We start from the raw sequence: 25,744 nt of genomic DNA, 5'->3' as shown, positions 1-25,744 counted from the left end.
GACGATATGAAGGGGATCATTCTGGCGGGTGGTTCAGGGACGCGCCTGCATCCCATCACGCGTGGCGTGTCGAAGCAGCTTCTGCCCATCTATGACAAGCCAATGATTTACTACCCGCTCTCCGTGCTGATGTTGGCGGGGATACGTGAGATTTTGTTGATCACGACACCTGAAGATTTGAGTAGCTACCAGCGTCTGCTTGGCGATGGCTCAGATTTTGGGATCAGCCTCCAGTATGCTGAACAACCCAGCCCTGACGGGCTTGCTCAGGCGTTTATTATTGGTGAAGCATTTCTCGACGGTCAGCCCTCCTGCCTGGTATTAGGCGACAACATTTTCTTCGGACAGGGGTTCAGCCCTAAATTACGACATGTTGCGGCCCGCAGTGGGGGTGCGACGGTGTTTGGTTATCAGGTGATGGATCCTGAACGCTTCGGCGTCGTCGAGTTTGATGACAATTTCCGGGCGATCTCCATCGAGGAAAAGCCTGAACAGCCTAAATCCAACTGGGCGGTTACCGGTCTCTATTTTTATGATGAGCATGTCGTCGAGTACGCGAAAAAGGTCAAACCCTCCGGGCGCGGCGAACTTGAAATCACCTCCATCAATCAAATGTACCTGGAACAAGGCACGCTCTCTGTAGAACTGTTAGGCCGTGGATTCGCCTGGCTGGATACGGGTACCCATGACAGCCTGATCGAGGCAAGCACTTTTGTGCAAACCGTCGAGAAGCGCCAGGGATTCAAGATTGCCTGTCTGGAAGAGATCGCCTGGCGTAATGGATGGCTGGATGATGATGGCGTTAAGCGTGCCGCAGAACGCCTTGTGAAGACGGGTTATGGGCGTTATTTACTGGAGCTGCTTCGTGCCCGTCCGCGCCAGTATTGACCCCCTGGAATGGGAAAGCCGATTTTTCGGCATTAACAGCGCGATCCTCCGGCTCGCGGATGATGCCGCGCAGGTTGATCCGTCGCAGTTAGCCGTCTGGCCTCGGTTACAGGCAAAAGTGCCCGCACAGCGCACGGACTGGCTGGATAGCCTGCAACAGTTGCAGTTTCAGGTGGTGGAAGGCGAGGTGGATTTTGTGCTCAATGTCGGTGTTGGCAACGACAACCCCGGACTTCAGCCTGCGCAGAGCTGCGATATTCCCGCTCTGCGTGCGATGGCGACCACGCTATTTGCTAACAGCCGCTTTCGTACGCCCTGGTACGCCCCTGACGCCAGCGGGCGTTTTTACGCGCAGTGGGTAGAAAATGCCGTCAATGGCAGTTTCGATCATACCTGCCTGGTAAGTCGTGATGACGGCGGTGCGATCCGGGGATTTGTCACGTTGCGCCAGCTTAACAGCGGCGAAGCGCGTATCGGCTTGCTGGGCGGTTTTGGGGCAGGACGTATTCTGATGGACGCCGCGCGCCACTGGTGTGAAGCTCATCAATCAGCGGTGTTGCGCGTGGCTACCCAAATGGGCAATCGCGCCGCCATTCGTCGCTACATTCAAAGCGGTGCTACCCTGGACAGCGCCGCGTATTGGTTATACAGGTGAACAGATGATCCCATTTAATGCTCCGCCCGTGGTTGGAACGGAAATTGACTACATGCAGTCTGCAATGGGCAGTGGAAAATTGTGCGGCGATGGCGGCTTCACCCGCCGCTGCCAGCAATGGTTTGAGCAGCGCTTCGGCAGCGAAAAAGTCCTTCTTACCCCGTCCTGCACTGCGTCGCTGGAGATGGCGGCATTGTTGCTGGATATCCAGCCCGGCGATGAAGTCATCATGCCAAGCTATACCTTCGTGTCGACTGCCAATGCCTTTGTGCTGCGCGGTGCGAAAATCGTCTTTGTCGATCTGCGCCCCGATACCATGAACATTGACGAGTCACTGATTGAAGCGGCAATTACCGATAAAACCCGTGTCATTGTGCCGGTGCACTATGCGGGCGTCGCCTGCGAAATGGATACCATCATGGCCATTGCAAAGAAGCATGGCCTGTATGTGGTGGAAGACGCGGCACAGGGGGTGATGTCCACCTATAAAGGCCGGGCGTTAGGCACGATTGGTCATATCGGCTGCTTCAGTTTTCATGAAACCAAGAATTACACAGCCGGAGGCGAAGGCGGCGCGACGCTGATCAACGATCCCAGACTGACTGAACGGGCGGAAATTATTCGCGAGAAAGGCACTAACCGCAGCCAGTTTTTCCGTGGGCAGGTGGATAAATACACCTGGCGGGACATCGGCTCCAGCTATTTAATGTCAGATCTCCAGGCGGCCTATCTTTGGGCACAGCTCGACGCGGCGGACCGCATCAACCAACAGCGTCTGGCGCTATGGCAGACTTATTTTGACGCGCTTGAGCCGCTGGCTCGTGCAGGGCGCATCGAGTTGCCCTCGATCCCGGAATCCTGTAGCCATAATGCGCATATGTTTTATATCAAACTGCGCGATATCGACGATCGCAGCAATTTGATTGCCTGGCTTAAAGAGGCAGAAATCCTGGCGGTATTCCACTACATCCCGTTGCACAGCTGTCCAGCAGGCGAGAAATTTGGCGAGCTTCATGGCGAAGACCGCTACACCACCCGCGAAAGCGAACGTCTGCTGCGGTTACCGCTGTTCTATAATCTGGCGCCTTTCAACCAGCGTACGGTTATTAATTCGCTGTTAAGTTATTTCGCCTGATATGTCTCTTGCAAAAGCCTCAGTGTGGACGGCAGCGTCCACGCTTATCAAGATTGCCGCTGGTTTACTGGTTATCAAACTGCTGGCGGTGGCGTTTGGCCCGGAAGGGGTCGGACAGGCAGGAAACTTTCGTCAGCTGATTACGGTGTTGGGCGTACTGGCGGGCGCCGGAATTTTTAACGGCGTGACGAAACTGGTCGCCCAGCATCATGACAATCCCGATGCGTTAAAGCAGGTCACCGGGACGTCGTCATCAATGGTGCTGGGGTTTTCTACGCTATTGGCGGTGATTTTTTTACTGGCCGCGCAGCCCATCAGCATTGGCCTGTTTGGACACGATCGCTACCAGAATGTGGTGCGGCTGGTGGCTTTTATCCAGATGGGTATCGCCTGGGCTAACCTGACGCTGGCTATTCTGAAGGGCTTTCGCGATGCGCGCGGCAATGCGCTCTCGCTGATTGTTGGCAGCGTGATAGGCGTCGCCGCCTGGTATCTGTGTTATCGCCTCGGCGGCTACGAAGGTGCCTTGCTGGGGCTGGCGCTGGTGCCTGCGCTGGTGGTATTCCCGTCGTTGTGGATGCTGAAAAAGCGTGAACACGTGCCGTTTAGTTACCTCAAACCGCGCTGGAATGGCGCTCTCGCCAGGCAGTTGTCGAAATTTACCCTGATGGCGTTAATGACCTCGGTTACGCTGCCGGTGGCGTATGTGATGATGCGAAACCTGATGGCGGCGCAGTATAACTGGGATGAGGTCGGCATCTGGCAGGGAGTGAGCACCATTTCCGACGCCTATTTGCAGTTTATCACAGCCACGTTCAGCGTCTGGCTGCTGCCCACGCTGTCGCGCTTAACCGCTAAAGACGACATTACCCGCGAGGTCGTGCGTTCGCTGAAGTTTGTGCTTCCGGCGGTCGCGGCAGCGAGTTTTACCGTCTGGGTATTGCGCGATGTCGCTATCTGGCTGTTGTTTTCAGCGAAATTTACCGGCATGCGCGATCTGTTCGCCTGGCAACTGGTCGGTGATGTGTTGAAAGTGGGCGCTTACGTCTTTGGTTATCTGGTGATTGCCAAAGCGTCGCTGCGCTTTTATATCCTGGCGGAACTCAGCCAGTTTGCGCTGCTGACCGGGTTCTCCCGCTGGCTGATACCTACCCACGGCGCGCTGGGCGCGGCGCAGGCGTATATGGCCACTTACATTGTCTATTTCACCTTATGTTGCGGCGTATTTTTACTCTGGCGCAGGAAAGCATGAACCCGTTAATCCATATTCTGGGGTCTGATATTCCCCACCATAACCAGACCGTGCTGCGTTATTTCAACGATGAATTAGCATCGCTGGGGAGCGTTGCCCGCCGCTTTATGGTGGTCTCGCAGGATGCGTCGTTGCAAAGCGAGTATCCGGCGCTGGAAATCGCCCGTTATCCTGATAAAAAAGCGCTCAGCGCTGCGGTTATCAAACTGGCGCGTCACGATCGCACGCAGCGTTTCTTCTTCCACGGGCAATTCAATGCGCCGCTGTGGATAGCGTTGCTGACGGGGGGGCTGACATCTTCACAGGTGAGCTGGCATATTTGGGGCGCTGATTTGTATGAAGCGTCGCGCAGCCTAAAGTTTCGGCTGTTTTATTTTCTGCGCCGGCTGGCGCACAAGCGCGTTGGGCATGTCTTCGCCACGCGCGGCGATCTGAATTATTTCCAACAGCGTAACCCTGCGGTGCCAGGCTCGCTGCTCTATTTCCCTACCCGTATGGATCCGGCACTGAACGGGCTGGAAAAAGCGCCGTCGTCTGGCAAATTGACCCTCCTGGTGGGGAACTCCGGCGACAGAAGCAATGAACATGTTGCGGCGTTGAAGGCCGTTCACCAGCAGTTTGGCGATAACGTAGACGTGATTGTGCCGATGGGCTATCCAGCCAACAATCAGGCGTACATTGCAGAAGTGGAGCAGGCTGGGCGGTCGCTGTTCAGCATCGGTAATTTGCATGTTTTACGCGAACAGATGGCATTTGACGATTACCTCGCCATGCTGCGGCGTTGCGACCTGGGTTATTTTATTTTTGCCCGCCAGCAGGGTATCGGCACCCTGTGTCTGCTCATTCAGGCCGGGATCCCCTGCGTACTGAGCCACCAAAACCCGTTCTGGCAGGACATGGCTGAACAGCATCTGCCGGTTTTGTTCACCGACGATATACTTAACGAAACGGTTATTCGCGAAGCGCAGCGTCAGCTTGCTCTGGTGGATAAATCAACCATCGCCTTCTTCCGGCCCGGCTATCTTACTGGCTGGCATCAGGCGCTACGCGTGGCGGCGGGAGAGGCATCATGAATTTGTTGCAGTTTAGCGGCCTGTTCATCGTCTGGCTGCTGGCGACGCTGTTTATTACCACCACGACCTGGTTTGAATTCCGCCGGGTGCGGTTTAATTTTAATATTTTCTTCTCTTTATTGTTCCTGCTGACCTTTTTCTTCGGCTTTCCGTTTACCGCCTTACTGGTGTTTCGCTTTGATGTCGCCGTGGTGCCTGCGGACGTGCTGCTTCAGGCGCAGCTAGCCGCCGCGTGCTTTTATGGGATCTACTATGTGACCTATAAAACCCGGCTACGACCGCACGGCAGCGAGCGAACGCGCCAGCTTTTCTCGGTGAATCGCGTTGAGGCGCAGTTGACGTGGATGCTGTTGATGGCGGTGGCGCTGGTCAGCGTGGGCATTTTCTTTATGCACAACGGCTTTTTGCTGTTCCGTCTGCATTCGTACAGCCAGATATTTTCCAGTGAAGTGTCCGGCGTGGCCCTGAAGCGTTTCTTTTATTTCTTTATACCGGCGATGCTGGTGATCTATTTCCTGCGCCAGAGCGTCCACGCATGGCTGTTTTTCCTGATTGCCACCGTGGGTTTTGGATTACTGACTTACATGATTGTCGGCGGAACCCGGGCCAATATTATTATCGCTTTCGCGATTTTTCTGTTCATCGGTATTATTCGCGGCTGGATTTCGCTGTGGATGCTGGCGGCAGCCGGGGCGATGGGCATCGTCGGCATGTTCTGGCTGGCCCTGAAACGCTATGGCCTGGATGTCAGCGGAGACGAGGCGTTTTACACGTTCTTGTACTTAACCCGCGATACTTTCTCGCCGTGGGAGAACCTGGCGCTGCTGTTACAGAACTACGGTAATATTGAATTTCAGGGACTGGCGCCCATTGCGCGCGACTTCTACGTCTTTATTCCCACCTGGCTGTGGCCGGATCGGCCTGGCATCGTACTTAACTCGGCGAACTATTTTACCTGGGAAGTCCTGAACAACCATTCCGGGTTGGCCATTTCGCCGACGCTGATTGGCTCGCTGGTGGTGATGGGCGGTGTGTGGTTTATTCCGCTGGGCGCGGTGGTGGTCGGCTTGATCATTAAATGGTTTGACTGGGTGTATCAGCATGGCCTTAGTGAAAACAATCGTTATAAAGCGGCGATTTTGCAGAGTTTCTGCTTTGGAGCCATCTTTAATATGATCGTGCTTGCCCGGGAAGGTCTCGATTCGTTTGTCTCGCGCGTGGTGTTTTTTATGGTGGTCTTCGGTGTCTGTTTGCTGATCGCCAAATTGCTGTACTGGATGTTGGAAAGTGCCGGGTTGATTCGTGGCAAGGTCCGTTCACTTTCGGGGCGTTTTCCGCCCGGTCACAATCTCGGATAAGGAAGCAGATGACTGATGACATTACCGCGCCGCGTTATACCTTACGCGGGCTGGATTTGCTCGGTTGGCGTGATAAACAGCATGCCCTCGATTACCTCTATGCGAATGGACGCCTCAGATATGGGACGCTGGTGGCCATCAACGCCGAAAAGATGCTCACGCTCAATGACGATGCGGATGTCAGGGCGCTGATTGAGGCGGCGGAATACAAATACGCAGATGGCATCAGCGTTGTTCGCTCTGTACGCAAAAAATATCCGCAGGCTCAGATATCCCGCGTTGCAGGCGCGGATCTGTGGGAAGCCTTAATGGCGCGCGCCGGGCAGGAGGGCACGCCGGTGTTTCTGATAGGCGGTAAACCTCAGGTGCTGAACGAAACGGCCAGCCAGTTGCGGCAGCGTTGGCAGGTCAATGTGGTCGGCGAGCAGGATGGCTATTTCCCACCGGCAGCGCGTCAGGCGCTGTTTGAGCGGATCCGCGACAGCGGCGCAAAAATCATTACCGTGGCGATGGGCTCTCCACGGCAGGAAATTTTCATGCGCGACTGCCGTCAGGTTTACCCGGATGCGCTCTATATGGGCGTGGGTGGCACCTACGACGTGTTCACCGGTCATGTAAAGCGCGCACCAAAAGCCTGGCAGCGTCTCGGCCTGGAGTGGCTGTATCGTCTGCTTTCCCAGCCCAGCCGCATCACCCGCCAGCTTCGTTTACTGCGCTATCTCGCCTGGCATTATACCGGCAAGCTCTAACCTCCCCACGGCGGAACGCGCTTCCGCCGTATCGTTACCCCGCGTTTTTTCTATTTCTCAACATTTTTTTAATCTGCCGTTTGCCATTTTGGAAAATTTAGGAAACCATGCGCGGGTTTTAGCGCCTGATATTCACGTCAGTGATGTTTGGGCCACGATTACCCCTATAGCATGACCCATAACAATAACCGGCGTAGCCGGAGCAACAACATCACAACACAGAGGATTTATGGCAGAGAAAAAACCTGAGCTTCAGCGTGGGCTGGAGGCTCGACATATCGAACTTATCGCCCTGGGGGGCACTATTGGTGTCGGGCTGTTTATGGGCGCGGCGAGCACCCTGAAATGGGCGGGCCCGTCGGTACTGCTGGCGTACATTATCGCGGGCTTGTTCGTCTTCTTTATTATGCGTTCTATGGGCGAAATGCTGTTCCTGGAGCCGGTGGCCGGTTCATTCGCTGTTTACGCGCACCGCTATATGAGCCCGTTCTTCGGCTATCTCACGGCCTGGTCGTATTGGTTTATGTGGATGGCGGTGGGGATATCAGAAATTACTGCCATCGGGGTTTACGTGCAATTCTGGTTTCCGGAGATGGCCCAATGGATACCCGCGTTAATCGCGGTAGGTCTGGTGGCACTGGCAAACTTGGCGGCGGTCCGTCTGTATGGTGAAATCGAATTCTGGTTCGCCATGATCAAAGTCACCACTATTATCGTGATGATCGTGATGGGTCTCGGGGTGATTTTCTTCGGTTTCGGCAACGGCGGCCAGGCGGTGGGTTTCTCAAACCTGACGGAACATGGTGGATTCTTCGCGGGCGGCTGGAAAGGCTTTTTAACCGCACTGTGTATTGTCGTGGCGTCTTACCAGGGCGTGGAGCTGATTGGGATCACCGCCGGTGAAGCGAAAAACCCGCAGGTTACGCTGCGTAGCGCCGTCAGCAAGGTGTTATGGCGAATCCTGATTTTTTATGTGGGCGCGATTTTCGTTATCGTCACGCTGTTCCCGTGGGATCACATTGGCAGCAATGGCAGCCCGTTCGTACTGACGTTTGCCAAAATCGGTATTACCGCAGCGGCAGGGATCATCAACTTTGTGGTGTTGACGGCGGCGCTGTCGGGCTGCAACAGCGGTATGTATAGCTGTGGACGTATGCTGTATGCGCTATCGAAAAACCGCCAGTTACCGGCAGCGGTAGGCAAAGTCTCGAAAAACGGTGTTCCCGCGGCTGGCGTGGCGATTTCCATCGCCATTTTGCTGATAGGTTCCTGCCTGAACTACATCATTCCAAATCCGCAGCGGGTGTTTGTGTATGTGTATAGTGCCAGCGTATTACCGGGCATGGTGCCGTGGTTTGTGATCCTGATTAGCCAACTGCGCTTTCGCCACGTACACCGCCAGGCAATAGCCAGCCATCCGTTCCGCTCGATGTTTTTCCCGTGGGCGAACTATTTGACCATGGCGTTTTTAATTTGCGTACTTATTGGCATGGGTTTCAACGATGACACGCGCATGTCGCTGATTGTCGGGGCGCTATTCCTGGCGCTGGTGACGGTGGTGTACAGGCTATTTGGCCTCAATCGACACAATTCACTGCCTAAAGTGGAGAGATAAGCGACAAAGTGCGCAAAGCATAACCAAACGCGCATTTTCTTAAAAAAAGCACTAGACAGCAGGGCACGAAGCCCGTAGTATCCCCCTCCGCAACGGCGCTACGCGCCCGTAGCTCAGCTGGATAGAGCGCTGCCCTCCGGAGGCAGAGGTCTCAGGTTCGAATCCTGTCGGGCGCGCCATTTTAATGAGGCGCTTGAGCGGTGAAGTAGAACAAAGCGCGTAAAGATTTGCAGTGGTGGCTATAGCTCAGTTGGTAGAGCCCTGGATTGTGATTCCAGTTGTCGTGGGTTCGAGTCCCATTAGCCACCCCATTATTTAGTGGCGATGCGAAGGTGGCGGAATTGGTAGACGCGCTAGCTTCAGGTGTTAGTGTCTTAACGGACGTGAGGGTTCAAGTCCCTCTCTTCGCACCACAACTGAATTGAACTAAAAATTCAAAAAAGCAGTAATTCGGCGAGTAGCGCAGCTTGGTAGCGCAACTGGTTTGGGACCAGTGGGTCGGAGGTTCGAATCCTCTCTCGCCGACCAATTTAGAACCCCGCTTCGGCGGGGTTTTTTCTTTTCTGTTTCTCCGTTATTACGCTTTCTTATCCCTTAAACGATCCTGTCGCTAAATGACAACGGCGACGACCCGCATTGTCGCTCATTTGAGACGCATAACCTTTTGTAATTATAACAGAAAATAAAAATGACTGTTGTTTGTCTCCTGACAGCGACAGTTAAACCTTATCCAGATCACATTCTTATTGCCGCTATGGCGATTTTGCCGCGTTAACCCGCTGAATATCCCGGGAAGTTTTCGGAACATTTTACCCTGCGTGTTTGGCATAGATTGTGCAATAATATCTGCGTAGATGCTCATTCCATCTCTTATGTTCGCCGAAGGCTTCATAAACCCAGGAATGATGCAGAGCCGTTTAACGGTGCTTATCGTCCACCGAGAGATGTCGCTAACGCCTCATCAAACACCATGGACATAACGTTGAGTGAAGCACCTCTTTAGTTGTCACAGACCTCTTTAACACCTGCCAACTGGCAGGTGTTTTTTTATCTGCGTTTTAAAGCGATGCAAAGAAAAATCGCCTTCCCGATTGAGAAGGCGAAAGAGAAGGGTTACTGCGGAGGATTGTTTTGCAGCGTCAGCAGCAGGCCATCGCGGCGCATTTGCGCGGCTTCTTCCGGCTGATGCAGTCGGTCCAGCACATCGGCGAGCCAGGCGTAATCAAAGGCATCCGGACGCTGTTTTAACGCCGCGCGAAACGCAATGCTCGCTTCCTGCCATTCCCCATGCTTCATCAGCAGTTGGCCCAGGGTACTCCACAATAACGGGCGATCGCCCTGGGTTTTGATCTGCTGGCGTAGCGCTTTTTCAAGCTGCTCGGGATTGCCGGTTTTCAGGCGTGGCATCAGCATAACCAGACGCTCATCGTACTGGCGTTTCAGCCCATCGAGAATGATAGTCTGCGCGGTATCGTGATCGTCGCATTCGATAAGATGTTCCGCCATCGCCACCTGAAGCGCGGTTTGCTGACGCGTCTTACGGCTCTGGTTTTGCCACCAGGCTTTCAGGCCGTCGCTGCCCTGTTCGGCACGCGCCTGTTCCATTAACCCAATCCACGCCTGCTGTTGCAGCGCATCGCGATGGGCATCGTCCGCCACCTGCGCTTTTTGCATTGACGGCAGGATATCCAACAGCGAGCTCCATGCGCCGGTACGTATATATGCTTGTTCCGCCAGACGCAGCACTTCAGGATGACGTGGGGTAACTTCAAGCAGCTTATCAACGCCGTGACGCGCCGCGTGGTTTTCGTTACGCGCCAGTTGCAACCGCACCCGGGTGATTTCTACCGGGATCTGATCGCCATCGGCCAGTTCCGCCGCACGTTCAAGATGTTGATTGGCGCGGATTTCGTCGCCGCGCTGCTGTGCTGCTTCCGCCGCCAGTAAATAGTTCACCACCGGCTGTTCGGCATGATCGGCATTTTTCGACATCAGCTTTTCAACCTGCTGATAGTCGCCTTCTGCCAGTTTCAATAACGCCTGGCTGGTTTGTTTACGGGCGCGGTTACGCTTGCGGCCCAGGAACCAGCCACGCGTGCGTGCGCCGGTTCGGAACAGACGACGCAGGATCCATTCGATCGCAAACAGCACCACCAGCGCGAGGATCAAAATGATCGCTAATCCGGTAACACTGGTTTCGATGTTCCAGTTGTCGGTCTGGATCAATACGTAGCCCTGGTGACCGGCGATCATAGGTCCCACGACGATCCCTGCCATTAACAGCAGGAAAAGCAACAGTACTTTTACCATCACTGTTCTCCCTGGGCCGGTTCAGACGCCGCAGGCGCTTCGGCAGGTGCGGCCTCGGCAGGCGCGGCTTCTGGTGACGCGGCAGCAGGCTGCGCCAGCAGGTTACGCACCCGGGTCTGCATCAGTTTTTCCAGAATCGGCTGGCTTTGCAGCGTTTCCGGGACATCCATGGTGATGTTTTGCTGGCTTAACGCATCCAGCGTATCCAGGAAGCCTTTGGTCGTCGCGTCGTCAGTGTCGTAATAGGCGCGCACCCACGTCGACACGTTATCCAGCGACTGTTTATAGGTTTCATTCTGATGGCGCGGCACCGCCTGCGCGGCGATTAATAACCGTGAGCGGATATTCTCGCGCAGGTAGATATCCTGATTCGGGGCCAGCAGCGGCACGGCGGTGTCGTCGCGGCGGCGAATGGTAATGAAGCTGTCCATAAAGTTATGCCAGCTCTTCACCAGGTTTTGACGCCATTCGGTAATGGTGCTGGAAAGCTCGGTACCGTCGCTGTCCATCGGCGCGGCGTCATTGTCGTTATCCGCCAGACGCAGGTTATCTACCTGATTAGCCAGCTGATTAAGCTTCAGGATTATGCCGTCATAATCCACCTGCGACACCGCAGACAGCGTGGCGATATCGTCAGTGATGGCGCGGCGCGCGGTAATCAGGCTTGGGTCATTCATATCCGCGAGGCTGGCATCGGCGCTTTTCAACAGCGCGGCGGCAGTGGTCACATCCTGATCGCTCCACAATTTACGGCCAGCGAGTTTTACCAGGAAGTCTGACTGCGCCAGCAGCCAGGTTTTCGCGTCGGTACCAGAAATGGTGGCGACTTTCTGCTGCACTTCATCCAGTTGGCGCGTCAGGTTTTCCTGCTCGCGTTTCGCTGCGTCTAGCGCGCCCGCCTGCTGCTTAATGGTATTTTCCAGATCGGACTTTTGGGTTTGCTGCTGCTGTTGCAGCGCGGTCAGCTGGCCTTCCAGCGCTTCAAGCGTGGCATTTTGATTTGCGGACTGATGTTTGCCCCAGCTGTATAGCCCAACGCCAGCGGCCAGCGCAATGGCGATAGCCACCGCGCTTAGTGCCAGCGCGGTGTTGATTTTACGGTCTTTTTTCTCGGGTTGTTGTGGCGGGGAGGTGATTTCCACCGGATCCCTGTTTTCTTCAGGCACAGTTGAGGCGTTTTGTTGTTCCGTCATTATGGCTTCCCATTATGAGAGTTATTGCAACACGCGCAGCAGCGCATCGTTGTCAGCATTATCGGCGACGGTAATGTCCAGCCAGCCCAGTTCCCGGGCGAGGGTCGCCAAACGTTCGCTGACGACAATCAATCGGCAGCGAAGTAACCAGTTCGTTTGATACCAGGGCGGGATCAGCGTAAACAGGCGCTTGAGCATTTCTCCGCTGGTGACAACCAGCGTATCCACGCCGCGCTGCTGCCAGCGATACGCTTCTTCCGTCCCATCATAGTATTTGTCATTACGTTGATAACATTCACAAAACGTCACGCTGGCACCGCGCTTGGCCAGCGTCTCGCCGATAAGCTCACGCCCGCCGTTGCCACGCAAAAGTACCGCGCGCTTACCCGCAACGTTTTGTAATTCTGGTAATTGTAGCAACACTTCGCTGATTTCCCGGTCGCGTGGATAATTAACCGTGAGCCCGCTGGCGGTATGCAGCGCAAGCGCCGTGGTGCGCCCGATGGCGAAAGCCTGAACCTGCGGCCAGGCAAGGTGTTGCCGCCGCAGCGTGGCCGCCGCATGTGACACGGCGTGTTGAGAAAGCGCGAACAGCAGATCGTCTGGTGACAGGGACGCCAGCAAATCCGGCAGAGCCGACAGTTCGCGTCCGGGAGAAAACTCAATCAGCGGTAAACTCCAGGCGACCTTTCCCTGCGCGCGCAAGCGGCTTACCAGCTCTTCTCCCGCGGGGGAGGGACGGGTCACCAGGATATTCATGCCGGTGCGTCTCCGTCATAAACTTCAGCCAGAATGGCGCGCGCGCCGTTTTCCAGCAGTTCTTCCGCCAGCGAGACGCCCATTTTTTCCGCATCCTGCGCCGGGCCGCGGCGTTCGCCACGGATCACCTGCGATCCATCCGGCGCGCCGACCAGCGCGCGCAGCCAGATCTCGCCGTTATCGATCTCCGCATAACTGCCGATCGGCACCTGGCAACCGCCTTCGAGGCGGGTATTCATGGCGCGTTCGGCGCTAACCCGGATCGCGGTTTCATCATGGTTCAGCGGTGCCAGTAATTCACGGGTACGCGTGTCATCAAGGCGGCATTCAATGCCGACCGCGCCCTGGCCCACGGCGGGAAGGGAAACGTCGGCAGGCATGGCGTAACCGATGCGGGCGTCCAGATCCAGACGTTTTAAACCGGCAACGGCGAGAATAATGGCATCGTAATCGCCGTTATCAAGTTTGCTCAGACGGGTGCCGACGTTGCCGCGCAGCGAGCGGATTTCTAAATCAGGACGGCGCTCGGCGATTTGGCACTGGCGGCGCAGGCTGGAGGTGCCAACCACGCTGCCAGCAGGCATATCGTCAAGGCTGGCAAAACGGTTAGAGACAAACGCATCGCGCGGATCTTCGCGCTCGCAAATAGTCACCAGTCCCAGCCCTTCCGGGAACTCCACCGGCACGTCTTTCATAGAATGCACAGCGATATCAGCACGGCCTTCAAGCAACGCCAGTTCCAGCTCTTTAACGAACAAACCCTTGCCGCCCACTTTCGCCAGCGGGGTATCAAGAATAATGTCGCCTTTGGTCACCATCGGCACCAGTTCAACCGTTAATCCGGGATGAAACGCCTCCAGACGGTTTTTGACATAATGTGCTTGCCAGAGTGCGAGCGGGCTTTGGCGGGTGGCAATTCTTAGTACATTGTCTAACATGCTTGTTACCGTTAATTCGTCCATTTACCATCCTAACATTGTAACCAGAACAGTGTCAGTTTTAACGGGTTTTAGCAGGAAAGAGGGATATACGTCTTGTTCTAAGACTCCGAAGCGGGCTTTCAATGCTACAATGGATAAGTAGCGCAACTTCCTTTACGGTCAACCCGCAAGGTGTTAAATTGATCACGTTTTAAGCCGAATGTCGGCCTTTCCAGGCAAAATGCGATAAGGCGACAAACGCGGCAGTTTTTCGAAATAGTGCAATCATCAGGCGATATGTCTTGTACCTCTATATTGAGACCCTAAAACAGAGACTGGATGCCATCAATCAATTGCGCGTGGATCGCGCTCTTGCTGCCATGGGGCCTGCTTTCCAACAGGTCTACAGTCTGCTGCCGACATTGCTACACTATCACCACCCGCTGATGCCGGGTTACCTCGATGGTAACGTTCCCCGTGGCATCTGCCTTTACACGCCTGATGAAACCCAACGCCACTACCTGAACGAGCTTGAGCTGAAGCGCGGCCTGATCCCGCGTGAAATGCCTCAGGGCGAATTGCCGATCACCGGTCTTTACACCATGGGCAGCACCTCATCCGTTGGGCAGAGCTGTTCATCCGACCTGGATATCTGGGTCTGCCACCAGGCCTGGCTCGATAATGAAGAACGCCAGTTGCTGCAACGTAAATGTAGCCTGCTGGAAAGCTGGGCTGCGTCGCTGGGCGTCGAAGTTAGCTTCTTCCTGATTGATGAAAACCGCTTCCGCCATAACGAAAGCGGCAGCCTGGGTGGTGAAGACTGCGGCTCGACTCAGCACATCCTGCTGCTGGATGAGTTTTATCGCACCGCCGTACGTCTGGCCGGGAAACGCATCCTGTGGAACATGGTGCCGTGCGAAGAAGAAGAGCATTACGACGATTATGTCATGACGCTGTACGCGCAGGGCGTATTGACGCCTAACGAATGGCTCGACCTTGGCGGCCTGAGTTCGCTGTCGGCGGAAGAGTATTTCGGCGCCAGCCTGTGGCAACTGTATAAAAGCATCGATTCCCCGTACAAAGCGGTATTGAAAACCCTGCTGCTGGAAGCGTATTCCTGGGAATACCCGAATCCGCGCCTGCTGGCAAAAGACATTAAACAGCGCCTGCACGACGGTGAAATCGTCTCGTTCGGCCTCGATTCCTACTGCATGATGCTGGAACGCGTAACGGAATATCTGGAGCAGATCGAAGACACCGCCCGTCTGGATTTGGTGCGCCGCTGTTTCTACCTGAAAGTGTGCGAGAAGCTCTCCCGCGAGCGTGCCTGTGTGGGCTGGCGTCGTGAAGTTATCAGCCAAATGGTGAAAAGCTGGGGTTGGGACGAGGCGCGCTTAGCCATGCTGGATAACCGTGCTAACTGGAAGATCGACCAGGTTCGCGAAGCGCATAACGAACTGCTCGACGCCATGATGCAAAGCTACCGTAACCTGATTCGCTTTGCGCGTCGCAATAACCTGAGCGTCTCGGCAAGCCCGCAGGATATCGGCGTTCTGACCCGCAAACTGTATGCGGCTTTTGAAGCTCTGCCGGGTAAAGTCACTTTGGTGAACCCGCAAATTTCGCCGGATCTCTCCGAGCCGACGCTGACCTTTATTCATGTTCCGCAGGGCCGCGCCAACCGCAGCGGCTGGTATCTCTATAACCGCGCGCCGAACATGGAATCGATCATCAGCCATCAACCGCTGGAATATAACCGTTATCTTAATAAGCTGGTGGCCTGGGCCTGGTTTAACGGCCTGCTCACGTCGCGCACCCGCCTGTTTATTAAGGGCAACGGTATTTGTGACCTGGCAAAATTGCAGGAGATGGTGGCGGATGTCTCCAGCCATTTCCCGCTGCGTTTGCCCGCGCCTACGCCGAAAGCGCTATATAGCCCGTGTGAAATCCGCCATCTGGCGATTATCGTCAACCTCGAATACGACCCGACTGCCGCGTTCCGCAACCAGGTAGTGCATTTCGATTTCAGAAAGCTGGACGTGCTGAGCTTCGGCGAAGAGCAAAAATGCCTGATCGGCAGTATTGACCTGCTGTACCGCAACTCGTGGAACGAAGTGCGCACCCTGCATTTCAACGGTGAGCAGGCGATGATCGAGGCACTGAAAACCATTCTCGGCAAAATGCACCAGGATGCCGCGCCGCCGGACAGCGTGGAAGTGTTCTGCTACAGCCAACATCTGCGCGGCCTGATCCGCACCCGCGTGCAGCAGTTAGTGTCTGAATGCATTGAATTCCGCTTATCCAGCACCCGTCTCGAACCGGGCCGCTTTAAAGCGTTGCGCGTAGCCGGGCAGACGTGGGGCTTGTTCTTTGAGCGCGTGAACGTTTCCGTGCAGAAGCTGGAAAACGCCATCGAGTTCTATGGCGCGATTTCCCATAACAAGCTGCATGGCCTGTCGGTACAGGTTGAAACCAACCAGGTGAAATTGCCGGCAGTGGTAGATGGCTACGCCAGCGAAGGGATTATTCAGTTCTTCTTTGAGAACACCAAAGACGATAGCGGCTTTAACATCTACATTCTGGATGAGAGCAACCGCGCCGAGGTTTACCATCATTGCGAAGGCAGCATTGAGGAACTGGTGCGCGACGTTAGCCGTTTCTACTCGTCATCACATGACCGATTCACCTACGGTTCCAGCTTTATTAACTTCAACCTGCCGCAGTTCTACCAGATTGTGAATATTGATGGCCGCAATCAGGTGATCCCGTACCGCAGCCAGGCGATTACTAACATAGTGCCGCCCCGTCAGGACGACACCACACCGTTGCTGCAACAGTACCAGTCGTAATCAGCGAAAGCTGACGGGTTCGCCCGCTTGCTGCGTGCAGGCGGTTTCCAGCAGGGTCCAGAATTTCTCGCCGCTACGATCGCACACCCATTCACCGTCACGTAAATCGAAATGGTAGCCGCCCTGTTTGGTTGCCAGCCAGACCTGATGCAGCGGCTCCTGGCGGTTAATGATGATTTTGCTGGCGTTTTCAAAGCTTAAGGTCAGTACGCCGCCGTTAATTTCACAGTCGATATCGGTTTCACCGTCATAATCGTCGATACGTTCTTCGATGGTCTGCCACAGGCCATCGGCAAGGCGATGAAATTCACTGTCGTTCATGTCTGTTTCCTGTTGTGAGTTATGGCGAAAGTATAAAAGCTCTGGATCTGAATAGAAACCTTGCCGCTGCGCGCGTTTTACCGGGAACAGGAGAATGACGATGGCAAACTCTTGCTTTTGCGGCTTCTCCTGCGATGATAGAAAGCAAAGCATTAACTACAGGCATTCATAATGAAGAAAATTCTTTGCTCACTGGCCGTGGTGCTGGCGTTTGCAAGCCTTACGGGATGCGGCCTGAAAGGGCCACTTTACTTCCCGCCTGCGGATAAAAAAGCCCCGCCGCCGACGCGTCCGGTGCAGGATAATACCCAATCCACCATGCCCGACCGTAATGATCGCGGCCAGAACGATCAGCCGACTCAGGTGATTTACTGATCGATAACGATTTGTCACCGCGCTTATGGAGTGAAAAATGCAGTTTTCCAAAATGCATGGCCTGGGTAATGACTTTATGGTCGTCGACGCGGTCACACAGAACGTCTTCTTTTCGCCAGAATTAATCCGCCGCCTGGCGGATCGCCATCTTGGGGTTGGCTTTGACCAGCTGCTGGTGGTAGAGCCGCCCTACGATCCCGATCTCGATTTCCATTACCGCATCTTTAATGCGGACGGCAGCGAGGTTTCCCAGTGCGGAAACGGCGCGCGCTGCTTCGCACGGTTTGTGCGCCTGAAAGGGCTGACCAACAAACGTGACATCCGTGTAAGCACCGCCAATGGCCGCATGGTATTGACGGTCAATGAAGATGATTTAGTGCGGGTGAACATGGGCGAGCCGAATTTTGAGCCGTCCCAGGTGCCGTTCCGCGCCAACAAGGCGGAAAAGACCTATATCATGCGCGCCGCCGAGCAGACCATAATGTGCGGCGTGGTTTCCATGGGGAACCCGCACTGCGTATTGCAGGTCGATAGTGTTGATACTGCCGCGGTGGAAACCCTCGGGCCAGTTCTGGAAAATCATGAGCGTTTCCCGGAGCGGGCGAATATCGGTTTTATGCAGGTGGTGACCACCAGCCATATCCGGTTACGTGTTTTCGAGCGGGGCGCAGGCGAAACCCAGGCTTGCGGTAGCGGCGCGTGTGCCGCCGTGGCGGTCGGGATCTCCCAGGGATTACTGGCCGAGCAGGTGCGGGTAGAACTGCCTGGCGGCCTGCTGGATATTGCCTGGAAAGGGCCGGGAAATCCGTTATATATGACGGGCCCGGCTGCTCATGTTTACGATGGATTTATACATTTATGAATAATATCGGGGAACCGCAAGCGCTCCTTGCCGAGATGGACGACAGCGCAGTCTGCGAATATCTGCTGCGCAACCCTGACTTCTTTATCCGTAACGCGGCGCTTGCCGAGCAAATGCGGGTGCCGCATCCGGTACGCGGAACGGTATCGCTGGTGGAGTGGCACATGGCGCGCGCCAGAAACCATATCAACCAGCTGGAAGAGAATATGTCGCTGCTGATGGAGCAGGCCAGCGCTAACGAAGGGCTGTTTTATCGTCTGTTAAAGCTACAGGGGCGGCTGGCGGCTGCGCCCAGTTTGCAGGAAATGCTCAACCGCCTGCATCGCTGGGCCAGAGAAATGGGGCTTGCGGGCGCGTCCGTGCGCCTGTTTGCCGACTGCTGGCGCATCGGCGCGCCGTCGGACTTCACCCATCTGGCGCTGTCACGCCAGGCGTTCGAGCCACTGCGCATTCAGCGTCTGGGCCATGAAAATCACTACCTCGGTCCGTTAAACGGGCCAGAACTGCTGGTGGTGTTGCCGGAAGCTAAAGCGATTGGTTCAGCGGCGATGTCGTTAATGGGCGGTGATGAAGCATTAGGCGTGGTGATGTTCACCAGCCGCGATCCGCAACACTATCAACCTGGCCAGGGCACTCAACTGCTCCATGAGCTGTCTCTGATGTTGCCGGAACTGCTGGAGCGTTGGGTTGAACGCGTATGACGCTGTTACAGGAACATGCCGATCGTTTTCTGCGTTACCTGAAAGTCGAGCGGCAGCTTAGCCCGTTGACCGTCCTCAACTATGGTCGCCAGCTATCTGCGATTATTGCGCTGCTGGACGCCATGAAAATCACCCTCTGGCGGCAATGCGATGCCGCGATCGTTCGCAGCCTCGTGGTGCGCAGCCGTCGCGACGGTTTGCAGGCTTCCAGCCTGGCGCTGCGCCTCTCGGCCTTACGCAGCTTCTTTAACTGGCTGGTGAGCCAGGGCGAGCTGAACGCCAACCCGGCCAAAGGGATTTCCGCGCCGAAGCCACCGCATCATCTGCCAAAAAATATTGAGGTCGATGACGTTAACCAGTTGCTGGATATCGATCTTAACGATCCGCTCGCCGTGCGCGATCGCGCGATGCTGGAAGTGATGTACGGCGCGGGCCTGCGTTTATCGGAGCTGGTGAACCTGGATTGCCGCCATCTTGATCTTACGACCGGCGAAGTCTGGGTGCTGGGTAAAGGCAGCAAAGAGCGACGCTTGCCGATTGGCAAAAGCGCGCTGGCGTGGACGGAACACTGGCTCGATTTGCGCGAGCTGTTCGGCCCGGAAGATGACGCGCTGTTCCTGGCGAAAACCGGCAAGCGTATCTCGGCGCGCAACGTTCAGAAACGCTTCGCCGAATGGGGCATCAAGCAGGGGCTTAACAGCCATGTGCATCCCCATAAATTGCGCCACTCGTTTGCCACCCACATGCTGGAGTCGAGCGGCGATCTGCGCGGCGTCCAGGAGCTGTTAGGGCATGCCAACCTCTCCACTACCCAAATCTACACCCATCTTGATTTCCAGCATCTGGCTTCGGTTTATGATGCCGCGCACCCACGCGCTAAACGAGGGAAAACGTAATGCATTTTTATCGCCCGCTGGGCACGATTTCCGCGCTCACTTTTGATCTGGACGACACGCTGTATGACAACGTCCCCGTGATCACCCGTACCGAACAGAAAGCGTTTGAATTCGTGCGTAATTTTCATCCGTCACTGAACGCGCTGGAAGCCGATGAATTCCACCGCGTCCGCCAGGCGCTGCGCCATGCGGAGCCGGAGATTTATCATGACGTCACCGAATGGCGTCGCCGTGCGGTAGAGCGCGCCATGCTCGACGCGGGGTTAAGCGAACAAGAAGCGCGCAAGGGCGCGGATGCCGCGATGGAGAATTTCGCCTCCTGGCGCAGCCGTATCGACGTGCCGCAGGAAACGCACGACACCCTGAAAGCGCTGGCCGAAAAATGGCCGCTGGTGGCCATCACCAATGGCAACGCCGATCCGCATCTGTTTGGTTTGGGCGATTATTTCCAGTTTGTACTGCGCGCCGGTCCGCATGGCCGCTCCAAGCCGTTTAGCGATATGTACCACCTGGCGGCGGAAAAACTCACTATCAGCCCCGGTGAAATCCTCCACGTGGGCGATGACCTCACCACCGACGTGGCGGGTGCGATCCGCAGCGGCGTGCAGGCGTGCTGGATTAATCTGCGCGACGCCAGCCTGATGCGCGCCACCGACAGTCGCTTATTACCCCACGTGGAAATTTCACGGTTGGCATCCTTGACGGCACTGTTATAATTTCATCCACTCTGTATAAATTCACAGGGGTGCGTGCGCCCCTCTTTCCCGGCGGTACCAATGGACGTTTCTTACCTGCTTGATGGCCTCAATGATAAACAGCGCGACGCCGTCGCAGCGCCGCGCAGCAATATGCTGGTGCTGGCGGGCGCGGGCAGCGGTAAGACGCGTGTGCTGGTTCACCGTATCGCCTGGCTGATGATGGTGGAAAACGCGTCGCCGTATTCGATTATGGCGGTGACCTTTACCAACAAAGCGGCGGCGGAAATGCGCCACCGTATCGGCCAGATTATGGGCTCCAGCCAGGGCGGCATGTGGGTGGGGACCTTCCACGGTCTCGCGCATCGCCTGCTGCGTGCGCACCATATGGATGCCGGATTGCCGCAGGATTTCCAGATCCTGGATAGCGAAGATCAGTTACGTCTGTTGAAGCGCCTGATCAAAGCCATGAATCTGGACGAGAAACAGTGGCCGCCGCGCCAGGCGATGTGGTTTATCAACGGCAAAAAAGACGAAGGGCTGCGTCCGCACCATATCCAGAGCTACGGCAACCCGGTCGAGCAAACCTGGCAGAAGGTATACCAGGCCTATCAGGAAGCATGCGATCGCGCAGGCCTGGTGGATTTCGCCGAGCTGCTGCTGCGCGCCCATGAGCTGTGGCTCAACAAGCCGCATATCCTTAACCACTACCGCGAACGCTTTACCAATATTCTGGTAGACGAATTCCAGGACACCAACAGCATTCAGTACGCCTGGATCCGCATTCTGGCGGGCGATACCGGCAAAGTGATGATCGTGGGCGATGATGACCAGTCGATCTACGGCTGGCGCGGGGCGCAGGTCGAGAATATCCAGCGCTTCCTGAACGACTTCCCCGGTGCGGAAACCATCCGCCTCGAGCAGAACTATCGCTCTACCAACAATATTCTTAACGCTGCCAACGCGCTGATTTCCAATAACGCCGGGCGTCTCGGCAAGAATTTATGGACCGATGGCAGCGACGGCGAACCGATTTCCCTTTACTGCGCGTTCAACGAACTGGATGAGGCGCGTTTCGTGGTGAACCGCATTAAAACCTGGCAGGAAAGCGGCGGCGCGCTGGAGAAATGCGCCATTCTTTATCGCAGCAACGCCCAGTCGCGCGTGCTGGAAGAGGCGCTGTTGCAGGCCAGCATGCCGTACCGTATTTACGGCGGGATGCGATTCTTCGAACGCCAGGAAATCAAAGACGCGCTCTCTTATTTACGCCTGATCGCCAACCGCAACGACGACGCGGCGTTTGAACGCGTAGTGAATACCCCGACGCGCGGTATCGGTGACCGTACCCTGGACGTGGTGCGACAGACCTCGCGCGAAAACCAGCTTACGCTGTGGCAGGCCAGCCGCCATCTGTTGCAGGAAAAAGCGCTGGCCGGCCGCGCCGCCAGCGCGTTGCAGCGCTTCCACGAACTGATCGACGCGCTGGCGCATGAAACCGCCGATATGCCGCTCCACGTACAAACCGACCGGGTTATCAAAGACTCCGGCCTGTGGATGATGTACGAGCAGGAGAAGGGCGAGAAAGGCCAGACCCGTATCGAAAACTTAGAGGAACTGGTGACGGCAACGCGCCAGTTCAGCTACAACGAAGAAGACGAAGACTTAATGCCGCTACAGGCGTTTTTGTCCCATGCGGCGCTGGAAGCGGGCGAGGGGCAGGCCGATACCTGGCAGGACGCGGTACAGCTGATGACGCTGCACTCCGCTAAGGGCCTTGAATTCCCGCAGGTGTTTATTGTGGGGATGGAAGAAGGCATGTTCCCGAGCCAGATGTCGCTGGATGAAGGCGGGCGTCTGGAAGAAGAGCGCCGTCTCGCCTACGTCGGTGTGACCCGTGCGATGCAAAAACTGACCATCACCTATGCCGAATCGCGTCGCCTGTACGGTAAAGAGACCTATCACCGCCCATCGCGGTTTATTGGCGAACTGCCGGAAGCCTGTATTGAAGAGGTTCGTCTGCGTGCCAGCATTAGCCGTCCGGTAAGCCATCAACGGATGGGTACGCCGATTGCGGAAAATGATTCCGGCTTCAAGCTGGGCCAGCGCGTACGCCATGCGAAATTCGGTGAAGGCACCATCGTCAACCTCGAAGGCAGCGGCGAACACAGCCGCCTGCAGATTGCGTTTCAGGGGCAGGGTATCAAGTGGCTGGTGGCCGCTTATGCGAAGCTGGAAACCGTGTAACTTATAGATAAATCGTCCGATTTTTGATTCTTTACTAACCTTAAAGCATAACGGGCGTTTATTGTTCGTGGGCGCGCCGTTGCGTGTTGACGCTAAATTTTTGCTGGCGTAACATGCGCCCACGATTATGCTAAGAGGACATTCGCCTTGGACACACCCAGTAGATGCTGGCTCACCGTCCTGTTCAACAGGAACAACTCCTAAGGCTATCCTCGTATGCTGATAGCCTTAGCGGTTGTCAGCGACTGCATGTTTCCCCGTCGCGCTGAGTCAGGCTGTTTAATGGTCTGAAACCTCCTTTGTTTCTGTGTGCCAACCGAACTGTCCAGGATTTTTTGTATTGGGAGTCCCGGTCATGCTGAGCGCATTTCAACTGGAAAACAATCGACTGTCTCGTCTGGAACTCGACGAGGCGCAAACCTTAACAGACTCAGTGTGGGTAGATTTGGTCGAACCGGATGACGATGAGCGTCTCCGGGTGCAATCTGAGCTGGGGCAAAGCCTGGCGACACGTCCTGAACTGGAAGATATCGAAGCATCCGCGCGTTTTTTCGAAGACGAAGACGGCCTGCACATTCACTCCTTTTTCTTCTTTGAAGATGCCGACGATCACGCCGGTAACTCCACGGTGGCGTTCACCATTCGCGATGGCCGTCTGTTTACCCTGCGTGAGCGTGAACTGCCTGCGTTTCGCCTGTACCGTATGCGCGCCCGCGCGCAATCCATGACTGATGGCAACGCCTACGAACTGCTGCTTGACCTGTTCGAAACCAAAATCGAACAGCTGGCAGACGAGATCGAGAATATCTACAGCGACCTGGAAAAGCTCAGCCGCGTGATTATGGAAGGCCACCAGGGCGATGAATATGATGAGGCGCTGTCTACCCTGGCGGAGCTTGAGGACGTGGGCTGGAAAGTGCGCCTGTGCCTGATGGATACCCAGCGCGCGCTCAATTTCCTGGTGCGTAAAACCCGCTTGCCGGGCGGCCAGCTTGAACAGGCGCGCGAGATCCTGCGCGATATCGAATCCCTGCTGCCGCATAACGAATCGCTGTTTCAGAAAGTGAACTTTTTGATGCAGGCGGCGATGGGTTTTATCAACATCGAGCAGAACCGGATCATCAAGATCTTCTCGGTGGTTTCCGTGGTGTTTCTGCCGCCAACCCTGGTGGCCTCCAGCTACGGGATGAACTTCGAATTTATGCCGGAACTGCACTGGAGCTTCGGCTACCCTGCGGCCATCATCGCCATGATGCTCGCAGGGCTTGCGCCATATCTTTACTTTAAACGCCGCAACTGGCTTTGACGTTCAGGCTCTTCTGGCGACAGGAGAGCTTAATTCCCGAGGCGCGTTCTGCGCTGCGTATACACCGCATCCATTACAAAAATCGCCAGCGCGACCCAGATAAACGCGAAGGTGACCATTTTGTCTTTGCCGGGGATTTCGTCATAAAACACCACCGCCAGCACAAACATTAACGTCGGCCCGATGTACTGGAAAAAGCCCAGCGTGGAGAGGCGTAAACGCGTGGCGGCAGCGGTAAAGCACAGCAGCGGAATCGTCGTGACAATGCCTGCCGCCATCAGCTCAAGGTTCAGCGTCAGCGAGTTAGCGCCCATATGGCTGGTTGGGCTGTCGGCGATGCCAAACAGATAAATCGCGGCGACGGGCAATAGCCACAGGGTTTCGACCAGCATACCGGTTTGCGCATCCACCATAATCTTTTTACGCAGTAGACCGTAAAGCGCGAAGCTGAACGCCAGCGCCAGTGCGATGATCGGCAGAGAACCAAAGGTCCAGAGTTGCACCAGCACGCCGCAGGCGGCCAGGCTGACCGCAACCCATTGCATACGGCGAAAGCGTTCCCCGAGGAAAATCATCCCCAGCAGGATATTTACCAGCGGGTTGATAAAGTAACCCAGGCTCGCTTCCAGCAGATGATGATTATTCACCGCCCAGATAAATAGCAGCCAGTTTCCACCGATCAGCACGGCGCTTAATGCCAGCGCAAACACTTTCTTTGGGGTCTCGAACAGGCGTTTCAGGCCACTCCACTGGCGGCTAATGGAAATCAGCGCCACCATAAAGAAGAATGACCAGATAACGCGGTGAGTCAGGATTTCATCGGCGGGAACGAAGTCGATCAGCTTGAAATACGCCGGGGCTATTCCCCAAATAAAATAAGCGGCAAGGGCGAAGAAAACCCCTTGCCGCGTCTGTTTTGCATCCATTAGTCACGCCCGTTATCAAAAAGTGAATGCATTTTAACAGCTAATAATATTTAACCAACCATATAGGTTGCTGTGGCGCTGGCGATATACACTTGCTCTTCGTTATGCAGTTCGACCCGCGCCACAGCGACTTTGTTACCGGCGCGCAGCAGGCTGCTGGTGGCGGTGAAACGCGTGCCGCGCCCCGGGCGTAAATAGTCGACGCGTAAATCGATAGTGCCCATGCGCGATAAACGCTGGCGCAGTTCTTCTTCGGTAATGGTTTCATGACGGGCCAGCGTGCTGCCTACGCACACCAGTCCAGCCGCCACATCCAGCGCCGACGCGATGACGCCGCCGTGCAGAATACTTTGCGCCCAGTTTCCGACCATCATCGGCTGGTTATTAAAGCAAAGCTCTGCATAATCTTTTTCATAGCGCATCAGCTCTAAGCCCAGCGTACGGTTGAACGGCATGTGATAAACAAAAATCTCGCCGACCAGCTGGAGCGCGGCTTCGTTAGTTAAAATCGTAGGGGACATGGGTTCCTTCCTCAAAAAGAGACCTGTTGTTAAATTCTTGTTGATTTTATGCTTCTTGTTTGTTGTTTTCCAGATTCAGAAAGCAAGACTAAGCAGTCGATAAATAAAAATGTAGAATGTCATCCGGATAATAATTCAGCG

The 25,744-nt window shown here is 55.5% G+C and carries 24 protein-coding genes and 4 tRNA genes; 21 read left to right on the top strand and 7 right to left on the bottom strand.

Annotated features, from left to right (window positions below):
* Positions 1-6: 6 nt before the first annotated feature.
* The 12 genes from rfbA (at position 7) to ACVV26_RS21145 (ending at position 9,253) form a co-directional block, all read left to right on the top strand.
* Complete coding sequence (gene rfbA / locus ACVV26_RS21200; RefSeq protein ID WP_474799218.1) at positions 7-888, top strand: glucose-1-phosphate thymidylyltransferase RfbA; 882 nt, start codon at positions 7-9, stop codon at positions 886-888.
* Entirely contained in the window at positions 866-1,543 is a 678-nt protein-coding gene (gene rffC / locus ACVV26_RS21195; protein WP_474799216.1) for a dTDP-4-amino-4,6-dideoxy-D-galactose acyltransferase, read from the top strand. Before rfbA ends, rffC begins: the two co-directional genes overlap by 23 nt.
* A gap of 4 nt (positions 1,544-1,547) precedes the next feature.
* Positions 1,548-2,678: a dTDP-4-amino-4,6-dideoxygalactose transaminase gene (gene rffA, locus ACVV26_RS21190; protein ID WP_474799215.1), complete on the top strand. Its 1,131-nt coding sequence runs from the start codon at positions 1,548-1,550 to the stop codon at positions 2,676-2,678.
* A gap of 1 nt (position 2,679) precedes the next feature.
* Positions 2,680-3,930, top strand: a complete 1,251-nt coding sequence (gene wzxE / locus ACVV26_RS21185) for a lipid III flippase WzxE (protein WP_474799213.1) — start codon at positions 2,680-2,682, stop codon at positions 3,928-3,930.
* Positions 3,927-5,003, top strand: coding sequence for a TDP-N-acetylfucosamine:lipid II N-acetylfucosaminyltransferase (locus ACVV26_RS21180; protein ID WP_474799212.1), 1,077 nt, complete (start codon positions 3,927-3,929; stop codon positions 5,001-5,003). Before wzxE ends, ACVV26_RS21180 begins: the two co-directional genes overlap by 4 nt.
* Positions 5,000-6,361 (top strand): ECA oligosaccharide polymerase, encoded by a 1,362-nt coding sequence (wzyE, locus tag ACVV26_RS21175; protein WP_474799210.1) that lies wholly within the window; start codon positions 5,000-5,002, stop codon positions 6,359-6,361. The genes ACVV26_RS21180 and wzyE overlap by 4 nt, the downstream gene beginning before the upstream one ends.
* Positions 6,362-6,369: 8 nt before the next feature.
* Positions 6,370-7,110, top strand: a complete 741-nt coding sequence (wecG, locus tag ACVV26_RS21170; RefSeq protein WP_474799209.1) for a lipopolysaccharide N-acetylmannosaminouronosyltransferase — start codon at positions 6,370-6,372, stop codon at positions 7,108-7,110.
* Between the two features lie 229 nt (positions 7,111-7,339).
* Positions 7,340-8,725 (top strand): bifunctional threonine/serine APC transporter ThrP, encoded by a 1,386-nt coding sequence (gene thrP, locus ACVV26_RS21165; protein ID WP_474799208.1) that lies wholly within the window; start codon positions 7,340-7,342, stop codon positions 8,723-8,725.
* A gap of 102 nt (positions 8,726-8,827) precedes the next feature.
* A tRNA-Arg gene (locus ACVV26_RS21160) sits at positions 8,828-8,904 on the top strand.
* A 56-nt stretch (positions 8,905-8,960) separates the two neighbouring features.
* A tRNA-His gene (locus ACVV26_RS21155) sits at positions 8,961-9,036 on the top strand.
* Between the two features lie 15 nt (positions 9,037-9,051).
* Positions 9,052-9,138 (top strand) — tRNA-Leu (locus tag ACVV26_RS21150).
* A 38-nt stretch (positions 9,139-9,176) separates the two neighbouring features.
* A tRNA-Pro gene (locus tag ACVV26_RS21145) sits at positions 9,177-9,253 on the top strand.
* Positions 9,254-9,838: 585 nt separating this feature from the next.
* On the opposite strand, the gene hemY is transcribed toward ACVV26_RS21145, so the two are convergent.
* The 4 genes from hemY to hemC are packed head-to-tail and all read right to left on the bottom strand — an operon-like array spanning position 9,839 to position 13,925.
* Positions 9,839-11,035 carry a protoheme IX biogenesis protein HemY gene (hemY, locus tag ACVV26_RS21140; protein ID WP_474799206.1) on the bottom strand — a complete coding sequence of 399 codons (1,197 nt, stop codon included), beginning with the start codon at positions 11,033-11,035 and terminating at the stop codon, positions 9,839-9,841.
* Positions 11,035-12,228 (bottom strand): uroporphyrinogen-III C-methyltransferase, encoded by a 1,194-nt coding sequence (gene hemX, locus ACVV26_RS21135; RefSeq protein ID WP_474799205.1) that lies wholly within the window; start codon positions 12,226-12,228, stop codon positions 11,035-11,037. The genes hemY and hemX overlap by 1 nt, the downstream gene beginning before the upstream one ends.
* A gap of 21 nt (positions 12,229-12,249) precedes the next feature.
* Positions 12,250-12,987, bottom strand: coding sequence for a uroporphyrinogen-III synthase (gene hemD / locus ACVV26_RS21130; protein WP_474799204.1), 738 nt, complete (start codon positions 12,985-12,987; stop codon positions 12,250-12,252).
* Positions 12,984-13,925 (bottom strand): hydroxymethylbilane synthase, encoded by a 942-nt coding sequence (gene hemC / locus ACVV26_RS21125; protein ID WP_474799202.1) that lies wholly within the window; start codon positions 13,923-13,925, stop codon positions 12,984-12,986. Before hemC ends, hemD begins: the two co-directional genes overlap by 4 nt.
* A gap of 284 nt (positions 13,926-14,209) precedes the next feature.
* On the opposite strand from hemC, the gene cyaA reads away from it, so the two are divergent.
* On the top strand, positions 14,210-16,756 hold the full coding sequence (cyaA, locus tag ACVV26_RS21120) for a class I adenylate cyclase (RefSeq protein ID WP_474799200.1): 2,547 nt from the start codon (positions 14,210-14,212) through the stop codon (positions 16,754-16,756).
* Here cyaA and cyaY read toward each other — a convergent pair whose 3' ends face one another.
* Positions 16,757-17,077: an iron donor protein CyaY gene (gene cyaY, locus ACVV26_RS21115; protein WP_474799198.1), complete on the bottom strand. Its 321-nt coding sequence runs from the start codon at positions 17,075-17,077 to the stop codon at positions 16,757-16,759. It abuts the gene before it with no gap.
* Positions 17,078-17,248: 171 nt separating this feature from the next.
* Here cyaY and lptM point away from each other — a divergent pair, with 171 nt between their 5' ends.
* The 8 genes from lptM to corA all read left to right on the top strand — a co-directional run bounded on the left by lptM (position 17,249) and on the right by corA (position 24,156).
* Positions 17,249-17,452 (top strand): LPS translocon maturation chaperone LptM, encoded by a 204-nt coding sequence (gene lptM / locus ACVV26_RS21110; protein WP_312984548.1) that lies wholly within the window; start codon positions 17,249-17,251, stop codon positions 17,450-17,452.
* 37 nt (positions 17,453-17,489) lie between these two features.
* A complete protein-coding gene (gene dapF / locus ACVV26_RS21105) occupies positions 17,490-18,314 on the top strand; it encodes a diaminopimelate epimerase (protein ID WP_474799196.1) in 825 nt (274 codons plus the stop codon).
* Positions 18,311-19,015, top strand: coding sequence for a DUF484 domain-containing protein (locus ACVV26_RS21100; RefSeq protein ID WP_474799194.1), 705 nt, complete (start codon positions 18,311-18,313; stop codon positions 19,013-19,015). Before dapF ends, ACVV26_RS21100 begins: the two co-directional genes overlap by 4 nt.
* Positions 19,012-19,911, top strand: coding sequence for a tyrosine recombinase XerC (gene xerC / locus ACVV26_RS21095; RefSeq protein WP_474799192.1), 900 nt, complete (start codon positions 19,012-19,014; stop codon positions 19,909-19,911). The genes ACVV26_RS21100 and xerC overlap by 4 nt, the downstream gene beginning before the upstream one ends.
* The gene (gene yigB, locus ACVV26_RS21090; RefSeq protein WP_474799191.1) at positions 19,911-20,627 is read left to right on the top strand and encodes a 5-amino-6-(5-phospho-D-ribitylamino)uracil phosphatase YigB; all 717 of its coding nucleotides are present in this window, start codon (positions 19,911-19,913) and stop codon (positions 20,625-20,627) included. The genes xerC and yigB overlap by 1 nt, the downstream gene beginning before the upstream one ends.
* Positions 20,628-20,687: 60 nt before the next feature.
* A complete protein-coding gene (gene uvrD / locus ACVV26_RS21085) occupies positions 20,688-22,850 on the top strand; it encodes a DNA helicase II (RefSeq protein ID WP_312984538.1) in 2,163 nt (720 codons plus the stop codon).
* 147 nt (positions 22,851-22,997) lie between these two features.
* The gene (gene ysgD / locus ACVV26_RS21080) at positions 22,998-23,054 is read left to right on the top strand and encodes a YsgD/CorL family protein (RefSeq protein WP_350029113.1); all 57 of its coding nucleotides are present in this window, start codon (positions 22,998-23,000) and stop codon (positions 23,052-23,054) included.
* 151 nt (positions 23,055-23,205) lie between these two features.
* On the top strand, positions 23,206-24,156 hold the full coding sequence (corA, locus tag ACVV26_RS21075) for a magnesium/cobalt transporter CorA (protein WP_312984537.1): 951 nt from the start codon (positions 23,206-23,208) through the stop codon (positions 24,154-24,156).
* Between the two features lie 29 nt (positions 24,157-24,185).
* On the opposite strand, the gene rarD is transcribed toward corA, so the two are convergent.
* Both rarD and yigI read right to left on the bottom strand, forming a co-directional pair.
* Entirely contained in the window at positions 24,186-25,082 is an 897-nt protein-coding gene (gene rarD, locus ACVV26_RS21070; RefSeq protein WP_474799189.1) for an EamA family transporter RarD, read from the bottom strand.
* A gap of 50 nt (positions 25,083-25,132) precedes the next feature.
* Complete coding sequence (gene yigI / locus ACVV26_RS21065) at positions 25,133-25,603, bottom strand: acyl-CoA thioesterase YigI (RefSeq protein WP_125295468.1); 471 nt, start codon at positions 25,601-25,603, stop codon at positions 25,133-25,135.
* Positions 25,604-25,744 lie beyond the last annotated feature (141 nt).

The organism is Atlantibacter sp. MEI4A-1023 (assembly GCF_056155425.1).
The sequence above is the reverse complement of the archived record's forward strand: the minus strand, read 5'-3'. Positions and strand labels throughout refer to the sequence as shown.

What these genes read in the sequence shown, in the direction of transcription:
- rfbA (WP_474799218.1), top strand. Translation starts at nt 7, where the DNA reads ATGAAGGGGATCATTCTGGCGGGTGGTTCAGGGACGCGCCTGCATCCC.
- rffA (WP_474799215.1), top strand. Translation starts at nt 1,548, where the DNA reads ATGATCCCATTTAATGCTCCGCCCGTGGTTGGAACGGAAATTGACTAC.
- wzxE (WP_474799213.1), top strand. Translation starts at nt 2,680, where the DNA reads ATGTCTCTTGCAAAAGCCTCAGTGTGGACGGCAGCGTCCACGCTTATC.
- ACVV26_RS21180 (WP_474799212.1), top strand. Translation starts at nt 3,927, where the DNA reads ATGAACCCGTTAATCCATATTCTGGGGTCTGATATTCCCCACCATAAC.
- wzyE (WP_474799210.1), top strand. Translation starts at nt 5,000, where the DNA reads ATGAATTTGTTGCAGTTTAGCGGCCTGTTCATCGTCTGGCTGCTGGCG.
- wecG (WP_474799209.1), top strand. Translation starts at nt 6,370, where the DNA reads ATGACTGATGACATTACCGCGCCGCGTTATACCTTACGCGGGCTGGAT.
- thrP (WP_474799208.1), top strand. Translation starts at nt 7,340, where the DNA reads ATGGCAGAGAAAAAACCTGAGCTTCAGCGTGGGCTGGAGGCTCGACAT.
- hemY (WP_474799206.1), bottom strand. Translation starts at nt 11,035, where the DNA reads ATGGTAAAAGTACTGTTGCTTTTCCTGCTGTTAATGGCAGGGATCGTC.
- hemX (WP_474799205.1), bottom strand. Translation starts at nt 12,228, where the DNA reads ATGACGGAACAACAAAACGCCTCAACTGTGCCTGAAGAAAACAGGGAT.
- hemD (WP_474799204.1), bottom strand. Translation starts at nt 12,987, where the DNA reads ATGAATATCCTGGTGACCCGTCCCTCCCCCGCGGGAGAAGAGCTGGTA.
- hemC (WP_474799202.1), bottom strand. Translation starts at nt 13,925, where the DNA reads ATGTTAGACAATGTACTAAGAATTGCCACCCGCCAAAGCCCGCTCGCA.
- cyaY (WP_474799198.1), bottom strand. Translation starts at nt 17,077, where the DNA reads ATGAACGACAGTGAATTTCATCGCCTTGCCGATGGCCTGTGGCAGACC.
- lptM (WP_312984548.1), top strand. Translation starts at nt 17,249, where the DNA reads ATGAAGAAAATTCTTTGCTCACTGGCCGTGGTGCTGGCGTTTGCAAGC.
- dapF (WP_474799196.1), top strand. Translation starts at nt 17,490, where the DNA reads ATGCAGTTTTCCAAAATGCATGGCCTGGGTAATGACTTTATGGTCGTC.
- ACVV26_RS21100 (WP_474799194.1), top strand. Translation starts at nt 18,311, where the DNA reads ATGAATAATATCGGGGAACCGCAAGCGCTCCTTGCCGAGATGGACGAC.
- xerC (WP_474799192.1), top strand. Translation starts at nt 19,012, where the DNA reads ATGACGCTGTTACAGGAACATGCCGATCGTTTTCTGCGTTACCTGAAA.
- yigB (WP_474799191.1), top strand. Translation starts at nt 19,911, where the DNA reads ATGCATTTTTATCGCCCGCTGGGCACGATTTCCGCGCTCACTTTTGAT.
- uvrD (WP_312984538.1), top strand. Translation starts at nt 20,688, where the DNA reads ATGGACGTTTCTTACCTGCTTGATGGCCTCAATGATAAACAGCGCGAC.
- corA (WP_312984537.1), top strand. Translation starts at nt 23,206, where the DNA reads ATGCTGAGCGCATTTCAACTGGAAAACAATCGACTGTCTCGTCTGGAA.
- rarD (WP_474799189.1), bottom strand. Translation starts at nt 25,082, where the DNA reads ATGGATGCAAAACAGACGCGGCAAGGGGTTTTCTTCGCCCTTGCCGCT.
- yigI (WP_125295468.1), bottom strand. Translation starts at nt 25,603, where the DNA reads ATGTCCCCTACGATTTTAACTAACGAAGCCGCGCTCCAGCTGGTCGGC.